At 66.7% G+C, this 12359-nt stretch carries 14 protein-coding genes; all 14 read left to right on the top strand.

All coding sequences use genetic code 11. The annotated features are described in order from the left end of the window. Nucleotides 1-110 precede the first annotated feature (110 nt). Complete coding sequence (locus ID554_RS09610) at nucleotides 111-824, top strand: hypothetical protein (RefSeq protein WP_147333675.1); 714 nt, start codon at nucleotides 111-113, stop codon at nucleotides 822-824. Further along, nucleotides 812-1327: an HAD family hydrolase gene (locus ID554_RS09605; RefSeq protein ID WP_117231435.1), complete on the top strand. Its 516-nt coding sequence runs from the start codon at nucleotides 812-814 to the stop codon at nucleotides 1325-1327. Before ID554_RS09610 ends, ID554_RS09605 begins: the two co-directional genes overlap by 13 nt. Before the next feature lie 128 nt (nucleotides 1328-1455). Further along, nucleotides 1456-3156, top strand: a complete 1701-nt coding sequence (locus ID554_RS09600) for an IS1634 family transposase (protein WP_117231419.1) — start codon at nucleotides 1456-1458, stop codon at nucleotides 3154-3156. A 54-nt stretch (nucleotides 3157-3210) separates the two neighbouring features. Then, nucleotides 3211-3507, top strand: coding sequence for an HAD family hydrolase (locus ID554_RS33005; protein ID WP_117231308.1), 297 nt, complete (start codon nucleotides 3211-3213; stop codon nucleotides 3505-3507). Beyond that, nucleotides 3498-4388, top strand: coding sequence for an MDR/zinc-dependent alcohol dehydrogenase-like family protein (locus ID554_RS09590; RefSeq protein WP_147333641.1), 891 nt, complete (start codon nucleotides 3498-3500; stop codon nucleotides 4386-4388). Before ID554_RS33005 ends, ID554_RS09590 begins: the two co-directional genes overlap by 10 nt. Then, nucleotides 4385-5188, top strand: coding sequence for an apurinic/apyrimidinic endonuclease family protein (locus ID554_RS09585; RefSeq protein ID WP_147333640.1), 804 nt, complete (start codon nucleotides 4385-4387; stop codon nucleotides 5186-5188). Before ID554_RS09590 ends, ID554_RS09585 begins: the two co-directional genes overlap by 4 nt. A gap of 178 nt (nucleotides 5189-5366) precedes the next feature. Next, nucleotides 5367-6419: a phosphotransferase enzyme family protein gene (locus ID554_RS09580; protein ID WP_117231305.1), complete on the top strand. Its 1053-nt coding sequence runs from the start codon at nucleotides 5367-5369 to the stop codon at nucleotides 6417-6419. Nucleotides 6420-6454: 35 nt separating this feature from the next. Next, nucleotides 6455-7837, top strand: a complete 1383-nt coding sequence (locus ID554_RS09575) for a Rossmann-fold NAD(P)-binding domain-containing protein (RefSeq protein ID WP_117231304.1) — start codon at nucleotides 6455-6457, stop codon at nucleotides 7835-7837. Continuing rightward, nucleotides 7731-9191: a Gfo/Idh/MocA family oxidoreductase gene (locus tag ID554_RS09570; protein WP_117231303.1), complete on the top strand. Its 1461-nt coding sequence runs from the start codon at nucleotides 7731-7733 to the stop codon at nucleotides 9189-9191. The genes ID554_RS09575 and ID554_RS09570 overlap by 107 nt, the downstream gene beginning before the upstream one ends. Before the next feature lie 123 nt (nucleotides 9192-9314). Continuing rightward, nucleotides 9315-9746, top strand: a complete 432-nt coding sequence (locus ID554_RS09565) for a transposase (protein WP_113974894.1) — start codon at nucleotides 9315-9317, stop codon at nucleotides 9744-9746. Nucleotides 9747-9751: 5 nt separating this feature from the next. Continuing rightward, nucleotides 9752-10768 carry an IS3 family transposase gene (locus tag ID554_RS09560; RefSeq protein ID WP_191088746.1) on the top strand — a complete coding sequence of 339 codons (1017 nt, stop codon included), beginning with the start codon at nucleotides 9752-9754 and terminating at the stop codon, nucleotides 10766-10768. Nucleotides 10769-11002: 234 nt separating this feature from the next. Further along, on the top strand, nucleotides 11003-11446 hold the full coding sequence (locus ID554_RS09555) for a SitI3 family protein (RefSeq protein ID WP_117230089.1): 444 nt from the start codon (nucleotides 11003-11005) through the stop codon (nucleotides 11444-11446). A gap of 135 nt (nucleotides 11447-11581) precedes the next feature. Next, a complete protein-coding gene (locus tag ID554_RS09550) occupies nucleotides 11582-11815 on the top strand; it encodes an NUDIX domain-containing protein (RefSeq protein WP_223884507.1) in 234 nt (77 codons plus the stop codon). 220 nt (nucleotides 11816-12035) lie between these two features. Further along, entirely contained in the window at nucleotides 12036-12350 is a 315-nt protein-coding gene (locus ID554_RS09545) for a YbaB/EbfC family nucleoid-associated protein (RefSeq protein WP_147333548.1), read from the top strand. Nucleotides 12351-12359 lie beyond the last annotated feature (9 nt).

Below are 12359 nucleotides of genomic sequence, written 5' to 3'. Positions count from 1 at the left end.
CTGCCGTACTAGTAGTGGAAGGGCCACCATACCTGGGCGAGTGGTGGCCGACGCTCTCGGCCCAAATCCCCGCCGTGCGAAGCGTGTCCGCCGGTCAGGACAGACGACCCGTGTCACTCGTGCTCACCCCGTTGACGACGCCCGCCGACGTTCGCCGCTTGGTCAACGCCAGGCTGCACGCCGAGCACCTCGGCAACGACACCCTGAGCATGCATGCTGTCGCAGTCGCGAAGGCTGGCCGCGCGGTGCTGTTGGTGGGGGACCACGGAGCGGGAAAGAGCCTTACCGGCCTGAAGATGATCACCTCGATGGGTTGGCACCCCATTGCGGGAGACACCACTCTCGTAAGGCTCGGCACCACCGGCCGGATCGATGTGGTAGGCGGCACCCGCGCATTCGTCATGCGCCGCTCCGCAGTGGCTCATTGGTTTCCCGCCCTCGCCCTACCGATCGGGGGCGGCGAGCGGATAGACCTCGCGGAGAGCATGCCGATTCACGTCGAAGGGGCACCACTGTTGTGCGGCATCGTGATGGTGACTGTCGATAGGAGCAATTGCGACTCGCCGCCCTTGCGGTGCGGCCAACAGGTGACGGTGAACGCGCTGTACCGGGCGAGCGGCTACCTGATTACGAAGGTCCTCGACGACGTGGCGGCCGAGCCGTTGTCGCTAGTGGAAGCTCCTGAGCTCGCGCGCCATCGACTTCGCCTTGTGCGTCGTCTCGCATCCGCAGTTCGTTGTTGGTGGTTGCGGGGCACGCCCGGCGAGATGGCGGAAGCAATCGATGGCATGACAGTCGAGGGGAACCAGCGATGGGCGAACTGACGGTGTCGGCGGTGGCGCTGGATTTCGGCGGCACGCTCAGCAGCAGTCCGGGTGCATCACCGCACGGACGCGATGTGGTTGCCGCGCTGGAGTGCCTTGATTGGCCATGTCCCACAGGGCTCGACGACGCTGTCGACAGCCTTCGCACCAATGCACAGTCGGCGTACCGGCGAGGTGTCCACACGCCGTGGGAGTCCATTCTCGCCGCCGCTTGGCTGCAGGTGGATGCCGTCTTGCCGGATATGGCCGTCGTGGCCGAGGTCCTGTGGCGGATGGTTCCTGACGCTGTCATCGATCCGCGTTCCGCGCAGGCGGTTCGTGAGCTTCGCCGCAGCGGACGGAGGCTTGTCTTGGCCTGCAACACCCAACGCCCGATCGCCCATAGGCGACGCACGCTGGCGGCTGCTGAGTTGGCGGACTGCTTTGACGCCCTCGTGCTCTCCAGCGAGATCGGTACCTGCGTTCCGCAGCTCAGCGTCGATATAGTCGGCGTCGCGGTGTGAAGGTGCAGTTCAGGGCGTTGCGGCCTGGCGGGAACGGCGAAAACGCCTAGTGACACGCCTGCCTGTGGATAACTTTGTTGAGCTGCTGATCTGTTGCTGGTCTCATAGTCGGTGTACGGTCGTGCCTCGTGTACGTGAAAGCGTCGACCCGCAAGACCCGCGACGGGCAGACGATCCGCTACCTGCAACTGGCTCACAACGAGTGGGACCCGGCCGCGAAGGCGTCCAAGACCCGGGTGTTGTACTCGTTCGGCCGCGAAGACCAGCTCGACGTGGCCGGTATCCGCCGCTTGGTCGACGCGTTGTCGCGGTTGCTCGCCCCGGCCGACGCCCTGGCCGCGGCCGCGCCGGCCGGCCTGTCGTTTGTGGAGTCCCGTTCGCTGGGCGGGGCGTGGCTGCTCGACGGGTTGTGGCGCCGGCTGCGCATCGACACCGTCCTGCGGCCGCTGGTCGGCTCGTCCCGCCGGGAGGTCGACGTCGAACGGGTGCTGTTCGCGCTGGTCGCCAACCGGGCCCTGGCCCCGTCGAGCAAGCTGGCCGCCGCCGACTGGGTCTGCCAGGACGTGTACCTGCCCGACCTGCCGCACGTCACCGACGACACCTGCTACCGGGCGATGGACCAGTTGATCGAGGTCGAGCCCGCGTTGACCCGCGGGGTCTACGACCAGATCGCCGACCTGCTCAACCTTGAGGTCGACCTGTTGTTCTTCGACACCACCAGCACCTACTTCGAACTCGATGAGGCCGACGAACCGCTGTGGCGTGACCAGCAGGGCCGGGTCGTGGCCGAGGACGATCCGGCGGCGGTCAAGCAGGCAGGGTTCCGCACCCATGGCAAGAGCAAGGACTCCCGCGACGACCTGCCCCAGGTCGTGGTCGGGATGGCCGTCACCCGCACCGGCATTCCCGTGCGGGTGTGGTGCTGGCCCGGCAACACCAGCGACTCCGCCCTGATCCGGCAGGTCAAGACCGACATGCGCGAGTGGAGCCTGGCTCGCGTCGTCTGGGTCGCCGACCGCGGCTTCGCCTCCGCCGAGAACCGCCGCTTCCTGCAACAGGGCGGCGGGCACTACATCCTGGGTGAGAAGCTGCGTGCCGGCACCAGCGAAGCCGACGCTGCGCTCGCCCGGCAGGGCCGCTACGCCACCGTCGCGGAGAACCTGCAGGTCAAGGAAGTCAACATCGACACCGACGACCGGTTCGTCATCTGCTACAACCCCGAGGCCGCCGACCGGGACGCCGCTGTCCGCCAACGGCTGATCGCCCAGCTCACGGACCTGATCGACGACACCGACCGGCTGCCGGCCACCAAACGCGCCGAGCTACGCGGCGTGATCTCCACCAAGCCCGGCCTGAACCGGTTCCTGCGCGTCACCCCCAAGGGCCTGCTGCGCCTCGACCAGGCCAAGGTCAAGGCCGAACAGCGCCTGGACGGCAAGTACCTGCTGCGCTGCTCCGACCCGACACTGTCGGCCGAGGACATCGCCCTGGGCTACAAGCAGCTCCTCGAAGTCGAACGCGGCTGGCGCGACATGAAGACCACCCTCGACCTGCGCCCGGTGTTCCACCGCCGCGAGGACCGCATCCGCGCTCACATCCTGCTCTGCTGGCTGGCCCTGCTGCTGATCCGGGTCGCCGAGACCGAGACCGGCCGCACCTGGACCGCGATCCGCACCGAGATCGACCGGCTGCACCTGGGCGTGTTCACCGGCCCCGCCGGCACGTTCGCCCAGCGCACCGAGCTGTCCCAACCCCAGAAGGCCCTGCTCACCAAGCTGAAGATCGCCGAGCCGCCCCGGATCTTCGACGCCACACCCGCAACCGCCTGACCTGCGACAACACAGCCGCCTAGTGACACGCCCCGTCACCGGGCCCACCGCTGTTTGCCCAGCTCACAGCCCAGATCCGCCGCCTATATCGACGCCGAGCTGCGGAACGCAGGCGGTACGGTCAAGCCAAATCCCCGCTTCTACGCGAAAGTCGCGGAGGCCGCTGGTAGTGCACCAGCGAAGATTGTCTTCGTCGGCGACACTCTCGCCAAGGATGTCACCGGCCCGCGTGCCTCTGGCATGCGTGCAGTGCTGGTGAACGCTGGCCCGCCCCCGCAGGGATGTCCCGAAGACGTCCCGGTGATCACCCACGTCGCCGGGCTGCCTCCGCTGCTGGAGAGATGGCCATGACCGATCGCCATTACGTCGGTGCCCGAATCATCTTCCGCCGAGGTGCCGCCACGCATGTCTTGCCGAAGCCGGCTCCGAATGGCTGGATGGCCGCGCGATACAGCGTCGTCAGCCCCGGCACCGAGCTGCGCCGGCTGGCTGCATCCGAGCGGGGTGATGACCACCCGGCCGGATACATGACCGTGATCGGGCTGCCGGAGGGTGAGCAACGACTTGTGCCAGTACCCCACGGGGCTGCTGCGCAGTTCGAGGATCGCCGTGCGCTGCCGATCCCGGCGGGCACCAGACCCGGACATGTTGCGGTAGCCCGCTTCCAGCTGATGGCAGCCCTTGGCCTGCACCGTTGGCCGCCGCAGAGTCGTCTGCGGGAAGCCGTCGTGTTTGGGGGCGGTCCGCTCGCAGTTGGCTGTGTGCTCGAGCTCAAACGCCTCGGTGTCCCACAGGTGGTGGTCGTGACCTCGCATCCGCAACCCGCTGTGGTGGAGTTGCCGCAGGTCACCGTGGTTAGCCAGCCGCCCAATGGCACGTTTCAGCTGGTCATCGACTGCACGGGGCGATCGGCGCAGGCGTTGGACGTAGTGGCACCGGGCGGATCCGTCGGCCTTCTGGGCACGCCGCGTGACGAGACGAGTTTGCCTTCTGCGGTATTCCATCGACGGGGCGTAGCCATAGTTGGCATGCACGAACTCGCTGGTCATCCCGACGAGTTACGGCAGGAGATGTTCCGGACAGTGCTTCGCTGGGTCGCCCGCACGGTCGACATTGACGGTATGCCGGGCTGGTTCGACACCATCCCCGGCGACCGGACCGGTCCGTTCTACGCGGCGCTGACCAGCCGGCAACGCCCCACCCCGCCTTTTGTGATCTTGGAGTGGCCGTGACCAGACGGACCGTGGCTGCGGTGGGCCTCTACAGCATCGGCATCCGCGGCATCGAGATGGAGGACCTGTTCGCGCTCTCGACGGCGTACCAGATCCCCTTCCTGCACCTGCGCGGTGGCCAGCGCGGGTTCGACCTGGCCAGGCGTGACACCACCACGCTCGATCGGTGGGCCTGCCGTGCCCAGTCGAGCCCACCGATTACGGCGGTCACGGCTGATCTTGATTTAGCCGACTTCAACCGGCCGGGTACGCAGGCATACCGGCGGGCCAACGCCGAGCTTGACCGCCTAGCCGACGCCACCGCCTTGCTGGGGACGCACTCTGTCCGTCTGCTCGCCCGGCGTGTCATCGAGCAGCGAGAGTGGGCCGGCATCGCGCTGCCGAACCTCGCCCAGTATGGGATGACGACGCTGATCGAGCTACATGATCCGGCGTGGTTTACGGGACAGCCGCTCGCCTCGATGGCGGCATACCTCGACCGTGTCGAGGGGCTCGCGCTGTTGATCGACACAGCTCAGGTCCACAGCGCGTACCTGCGAGCCGGCAGCCTCAACAGCCTCGGCGATGACCTGGCCGCGCTCGAAAGACACACTCGAGTCGTCCATATCAGCGATAACGGCTACGGCCTGACCGGCGGCGGCCACCGCATCGTGGCGCAGACATTCGGCCGCGCAGGCGACGACGGCCACGTCGAGGTCGCATTCGAGTGGACCGGCGCCGACCGCAGCGTGCAGGAATGTATGTCCCGGTATCGCTACGCCGTGAGGTGGTGGCGCTCAAGCCTGGAGGCTGGCCCATGAGGTTCCAGCTGACTTGCTCGTACCGTCCGCTGCCCCAACCGCCTTCGAGGGGCCGCGGGATGAGAAACCAGGCGTGCTGGGGAGCACACATGGGTCCGCATCCAGCAGTCGCCGTGTAGCCGCGACTGCACCCCCTGTTCCAGCAGCTCATCAACTAAACGACAGGAGAGCGATCTTGATGACCGACCTTACGATGGAGCCCTCGGCGACGATCGGCGGCGTCCTCGCGCGCCGCTACGGACTCGTGCCGGACTCCCTCGTGCAGATTCCCATCGGACAGGGCACGACCAACTACCGGGCGACATGCGCGGGCCGGGAGGTGTTCGTCAAGAACTACCCTCCCGGCATTGATCTGGCCCGAGAAGCAGACGCCACCGAGCTGTCGGCCCTCGCAGGTCTTCACGGCATACCGGTCGCCGGCCTCCTCCACAATCGCGACGGAGAGCCTGTCGACACCAGCACCCGGCACGCGATCTCTGTATGGGAATGGATGCCGGGTGCCGTTGTCACCGCTGATCTCACCGCAGCCCAGGCCCGAGAGGCAGGCGCGGCGCTCGGCCGTATCCACGCCACCTTCGCCGCACTGCCGGCCAGCGCCGGACCTTCAGCCCAGGAGCAGCGGTGGCGCGGCGTCAACGTACCGGATCTGGCCGCAACCATCGACCGGCTCACGGGGATGGCCGAGGCCCGCATCGCGGCAGGCATCGCGGAGCCGTTCGACGTGCAGGCCGCGCGAACGCTCGCCGAGCGGCGAGACTCAGTCAAGGAGATCCCCCAACTCATGGACGGCCTGCCAACGCTAACCACCCAGGTCCTGCACGGTGATTACAGCCCCGTGAACGTGCTCTTCAACGCCGACCGGTTGTCTGCCGTGATCGACTTCCGGCCACCGGATCCATTCTTCATCGCATACGAGGTAGGGCGAATAGCCTTCTACCCCAACACCGTCGCCACCACCGCCGACTGGCTCGCCACCGCACGCACGCTGATCGAAGCCTACGTGCAAGCCAACCCCACGGTCGCAGACCACGACATCCGCGCCAGCGCCCAGGTGGCACTACTCCAACTACTCAAGAGCCTGTACGGCGTCAAGCAGCACTACCTCAAACCCGGCCTGTTCCAGGACGCCCTCAATGAGTTCTGGCTCCAACGCCACCACGCGGTGCGCGTCCTGCTCGACCACCAGGCCGACACCGACGCCATGCTCGACGACCTCATCACCCGCCGCTGACACCACGCATCTCCGCGCGAAGAGCGAGGGAAATCATGACTGCCCCGACCATCGAGAACCCTCCGCACGGTCCGAGCTGGCACGTGCTGTACGGGCCACTCACCCCAAACGATCTGCGTTCGGCGCTGGAGCAGATCGCCGCCGGGTGGGACCTACGCCTCACCCATTTCCATCCCGACATGGCCGTCATCGCCGGCCGACACGGCGACATCAACGTCCGCTGGCGCGTCCACCTCCCGCCCGCTCCGGATGCCCAGACCCACAACCTAGAGCCCGAAACGCACCTGGAGATCCTGATCGATGCCACCGCCGCCGACCCTGCGGAGGCGGCACTTCTCCACGACCTGAAATTGCGGCTGCGTCGCCACTCAACCGGAGAACTTGACCGCATCCGTGCCCATCTACCTCTCGTGAGCCGGTATGCGACCTGCAATCTCGGCGTCGAGAGCTGGGCCATGATCTTCCGCGACCACTACGTCGAGAACACCCTTGGGTTCATCCTCGGCATCCACCACGCCGGGATTCCCGCCCGCTGGATCTACGCCCTCAACAAGGGCGATCGCACCCACCGCCGCGACCGCATCCACGCAACGCTGCTCGCCCATGGCATTGCCAGCGGCGCTTTGGACAACACCGCAGTCAACGCATCCGCCGACCACGAGAAGGAACTAGCGGCTGCGCGAGCCAGTCTCGACACCTTCATCGACGACGCCCACAACGAGGGACGCCGCGTGCTCGTCATCGACGACGGCGGCCTTATCGCACAGGGCTACGGCGGCGACAACACCTTGCGGCGCGTCGACGCCGTCATCGAACTGACCGTGTCCGGGCTCAAGCGCATCGCCAGCGCGGGACCGCTGACGATCCCGGTTCTCAACCTCGCCCGGTCCGGACTCAAGACTCGGCTCGGCTACCCAGAGATCGCCGACTCCTGCGCCCGGCGTCTCCGCGCGCTCCTCGCCGCCCACAAACTCAGTGGACGAACTGTGCTCATGGTCGGGTTCGGCGAGCTTGGCTCCCGTCTCGCCGCCTCACTCCGATCTCAAGGCGCCCAGGTCCACGTGACCGACACCGACCCGCTCGCCCTCATCACCGCTGCCGAAGGCGCATATCCAACCCACCGCTGCGTAGCAGACGCGCTACGCGCCGCACCGCCGTTCCTGGTCGTCGGTACCACCGGCGACCAGGCCATCACCGCCAATGACCTGGCTCTCATGCCGGACGATGTCTTCTTTGCACCCTTCGCCACCAAGGATTTCAGCCTGCTCGCCGCACCCCACTACGCCCGAACCGCGACGCTCGTACCCGGGGTTGGTCGCCGCTACCGTCTCGACGGCGCACGGCACGTACACCGTCCTCGGGGACGGTCGCTCCCTCAACCTGTTCGAGGCCGACGCCATTCCCAACCAGGGCTATGACGCCTACCGGGCTGGCACCCTCATCGCTGCTGGATGGTTGTGCCAGAACGCCAGCCAACTCGCACCGGGCGTACACGTCGAGGTTGTCGACCACGTCATTCGGGCCTCGGGCCTATATGAGGCGTACTACGACACCTACCTCGCCACCACACCGAACAACGAATCGCCTACCGCCGACGAGCCCCGTCCTCGGCACAGCCCTGATGTCAACGGGCTGAGGGCCTGCGTGATCGGCTACGGCGTTGCCGGACGACTTCACGCGGAGATCCTCGCCGAGGCGGGGGCATCACTGACCATCCTCGATCCCAAGCACCAAGACCTCCCGAAAGGTTTCCGGAGCTTTACCGCCGGCGTCGACGAGCTGCCCGACGTCGTGGGGTCGTCCGTAGCGCTGTGGTCCGTGTGCTGCCCCACAGCCGACCACCTTCCAGTTCTTCGAGCGATCCTAGAGCGAGACCCGCAGGCACGAGTTCTGCTCGAAAAGCCAGCCTGCCAAGGCCACGAGATCGCCGACCTGACTGCTCTTCTGTCCAGCCACAGCAACGCCCGGCTGGTCGTCGTCGACCAGTACCGGTACAGCCGAGCGATCGAAGTGCTACGACGACTCATCGGAGAACTCGAGCCGCACTCGAGCTTGGACCATATCGGGATCACGTTCAGCAAGAACCGCGCCGTCGACATAGCTCACGGACGCTTCGTTGACCGCTCCTACGGAGTACTCGGCTACGAGTGGCTGCATATGCTCGCAGCACTACGCCACCTCCTACCCTCGAATGCCTGGGCAACCTACCTTGCCAGCGCCCCGCACCGCAGCGAGTTGACCGCCACCTACGATCCGCACACGTTCGTCTCGGCACTCACCGAGAGAACGAACATCGTCGTCGACAACCGTCACATCGGCCTCGAGCTCGCCACCACCATCACCGGCTCCACCGTGATCCTTGGAAGCACCCCCAGAGTTGGCCCAAGCGGCCAAGATCGATGGTTGCGCAACCGCAGGCCATCCGACGACAGGCACCGCCACATCAGTGTCCGTGCCGGGCGAACCCGCTTCGTCGCACACCTCGATCCCGTCACCGCCCCCGATGGCTGGCAACTCGATCGCAACCAGCACCGGGTCACGGCGCACCGAGACGGACTCCTCGTGCACGACACAGTCGTTGACGACTCACCGCTACACACCGCCGTCCGGAACGCGGTATCCCAGCTACTCAGTGACGACGTCCTGCTGCCGCCGGACCTCGACCCACTGCGGCGAATCGCTGATCTCGCCCAGTTCCTTCGAGTCCAGCAGCCCAATCACGGTCGCATGCCCACCGAGGCCGGGCCGGCCGGACTTGCCCACGTCATGTGAGGCTTGTCTAGGCCAGAACCAGCGCCGCCAGAACCTCGACTCCCCTCCCTGTCACGCTGATGTGAGACAGCCCGTCTACCAGGGGATACTCTTCCTGGACGGCCCTGAGGAGAGCACATCAGCATGACGTCGAGGCCCCATGAGAGTCTGGATCCGGACGCCCGGCCCCAGCGGCGGACATTCACCGCGGAGTTCAAGGCGAGGATTCTGGACGAGTACGAGTCGGCGCCGGATGCGGCGGCTCGCGGGGCGATTCTGCGCCGGGAACGGCTGTACGGTTCACACCTTCTCGACTGGCGCAAGGCGCGGGATGCCGGAGCCGCGGCCGGCCTGACGGACCGGCGGCAATCGGCTGCGCGGGCGGCGAAGAAGGCCGAGAACGCTGAACTTTCCCGTCTTCAGCGGGAGAACGCCCGCCTGCAGGCCGAGTTGAACAAGACCCAGACCGCGTTGTCGATCATGGGAAAAGCTCACGCGCTCTTGGAACTGCTCTCCGAGAGCGCGGATGCCGTGGCGATGCCGAACTCGTCCTCGCCGAGGCGCAGGCGGCGCTGACGCCGTTGTGGGGCATCGCGCCCGCGTGCCGGCTGACCGGCCTGTCCAGGGCGACGCTGTATCGCCGTAGTGCCCCGCCGCTGGTCTCCCGGCCGAGAGCACCGCGTAAGCCGCCGCCGTCCGCGCTGACCGAGCCTGAACGCCGGCAGGTCCTGGACCTGCTCAACAGCCCGCCATACGTGGATCTGGCCCCGGCGCAGGTGTGGGCCCGCGAACTCGACGAGGGCCGCTGGTGGTGCTCGGAGTCCACGATGTACCGGATTCTGCGGGCCGCCGGGCAGACCGGCGAACGCCGCAGCCAGGCCACCCATCCGGCCCGGACCAAACCCGAACTGGTCGCCGACGCCGCGAATCAGGTGTGGTCGTGGGACATCACGAAGCTGCGCGGCCCGGTCAAGGGCGTCTGGTTCCACCTTTACACGGTGATCGACATCTGGTCCCGCTACGTCGTCGGGCACATGGTCGCCGCCCACGAGGACGGCCAACTCGCCGAAGCGCTGATCGCCGACGCCGCCGCCCGCGAACGCGTGAACCCCGATCAGCTGACCGTGCACGCCGACCGCGGCGCCGCGATGACCAGCAAGACCGTCACCCAGCTGCTGACCGATCTCAAAATCGGCCGCAGCCACAGCCGGCCCAAGACCTCCAACGACAACCCGTACATCGAGGCCAGCTTCAAGACACTCAAGTACGACCCCACGTTCCCAGAGCGGTTCGGATCGATCCAGCACGCCCGACAGCACTGCGAAGCGTTCTACAGCTACTACAACCACGAACACCGGCACTCCGGGATCGGCCTGCACACCCCGGCATCGGTCCACCACGGCACCGCCGGACAGATCCGTGAACAGCGGCAACGCACCCTCGACGCCGCCTGGGCCGCACATCCCGAACGGTTCGGACGCCGCCGTCCCCAACCACCCCAGCTACCGGACCGGGCATGGATCAACAAACCCGACAACAGCCACCCGGAACAGGCCGTGACCTCGGCCGGAGCCCCTCTTCCACCAGCACAAAGCTAAACAAAATCAAGAAATTGTCTCAGTTGACTTGACAGGTTCCGCTCGGTCAGCTTATCGAACGATGTTGCATCCCACTGCCAAACTCCTCAGACCCGAGTCGATACATTTCTGCTGGCGCCCCCAGCAGAAGCAGTCGACGGCTGGCCGATTCACCAGCTCAAGGAACTTACGGCGGTGACCCGCAGCGGTGAGATCATTCAACTCGTCCGGCGAGACTGAGAGGGCAGGCAGCAGGTGGCTATCGAGTACCGACTGACACTGGCAGGCGCCATACCGCTGGAACAGGTGGCCGAACTCGCCGCCCCAGAAGGCGTCGAGGAGTCGCTCCGACCCGGCTATCCCCGCCTGCTGAGCGCGGACTTGGCGGACACGTCCGGGTACAGCCTCAGCATCTGTGGAGGCAGCAACGGCTACTTCGACGCCGAAGACGAAGACGGCTCCCAGTGGGAGTGGGAACCCGACACCTACGTCAACATCGTCTTCCACATGCCCAAGGACGACGCCCTGCGCACCGCGACACCACACATGGTCACGGCCGTAGCCCGCGTGCTCGCCAGCCGACCCGAGGACGCCGCGTTGGTACTGAACGGCAACTCGCTCCTGTTGACTCGACTCGCCGGAACTCTCCGCACACACCGCCGCGCGTGGTGGGACAACTACGGCATCACCGGCATCTGAACGCTGACGACCACGCTCGGGCGGTACCTCAGACCCGAGTTCGAGTTGAGTCCGATAGCGGGCAACTTGTCGTGATCGACGACCCCGGACGGGGGCACCGAGTCCTTCTTCGGAGACTGCGGGAGGCACCCAGCCATGATCCGTCGATACGCCTCTGCTGGGGCCGTCGTCACCGCCGGCGATCTGCGGAAGCCGGACTTCCTGTTGCTCGATCAGGTCCGTAGGACCGGCGAGCGGCAGACCGTCGCTCCGAAGGGTCGCCTCGAACCAGACGAGGCACCACTTCGGGCAGCCCGGCGGGAAGTGGCTGAGGAAGCCGGCCTGACCGACACGCACTACAGCGCCTACCTCGGGCAGGAGGCGTACTGAAGGTGTCGGATCGACGGTTCGGGCGAGGGGGGAGGAGTGACGTCCCCGTTCCGGGACGTCGGCGTGTCCTCTGGGGAAGCAGGCGATGGCATGCCTTGCCGGACTGGGGGCCGGATGAGGGACTACCGGGTGCTCCGTGCGGCCTGCGAGGCTGGGGCCATCGTTCATACGGCCGTGTGCGGCCGGGTGGACGCGGATCGGTGAGGAAGGGGCTGGTGTGGTGAGCGGGCAGGCGGATTTCAGCGGGCTGTTGGCTCGGACCCAGGCGATCGAGCACGAGGTCGCCGAACTGGCGCAGTCGATGAGCAAAAGCGAGGTCGTCGGGTCCGCCGCCGGCGGGGGCGTGACGGTCACTGTGGCCGACAGCGATTACCAGGCGGTGTACATCGACCCGCAGCTGATGGAGTCCTGTGACGCGGACGAGCTGGCCGACCTGGTGTTGGCGGCGCTGCGGGACGGGGCCGAGCAGTTGCGCGTACAGGCTTCCGAGCGGATGACGCTGCTGACCGAGTCGATCAACAGGCTGGCCGGGTAGCGACCGATC

The sequence above is a fragment of the Micromonospora craniellae genome (assembly GCF_014764405.1).
GTDB lineage: Bacteria > Actinomycetota > Actinomycetes > Mycobacteriales > Micromonosporaceae > Micromonospora > Micromonospora craniellae.
The sequence above is the reverse complement of the archived record's forward strand: the minus strand, read 5'-3'. Positions and strand labels throughout refer to the sequence as shown.

Excerpts from the sequence above, each read along its gene's own strand:
- ID554_RS09550 (WP_223884507.1), top strand. The coding sequence starts at position 11,582 with ATGATCCGTCGATACGCCTCTGCTGGGGCCGTCGTCACCGCCGGCGAT.
- ID554_RS09605 (WP_117231435.1), top strand. The coding sequence starts at position 812 with ATGGGCGAACTGACGGTGTCGGCGGTGGCGCTGGATTTCGGCGGCACG.
- ID554_RS09575 (WP_117231304.1), top strand. The coding sequence starts at position 6,455 with ATGACTGCCCCGACCATCGAGAACCCTCCGCACGGTCCGAGCTGGCAC.
- ID554_RS09565 (WP_113974894.1), top strand. The coding sequence starts at position 9,315 with ATGACGTCGAGGCCCCATGAGAGTCTGGATCCGGACGCCCGGCCCCAG.
- ID554_RS09580 (WP_117231305.1), top strand. The coding sequence starts at position 5,367 with ATGACCGACCTTACGATGGAGCCCTCGGCGACGATCGGCGGCGTCCTC.
- ID554_RS09590 (WP_147333641.1), top strand. The coding sequence starts at position 3,498 with ATGGCCATGACCGATCGCCATTACGTCGGTGCCCGAATCATCTTCCGC.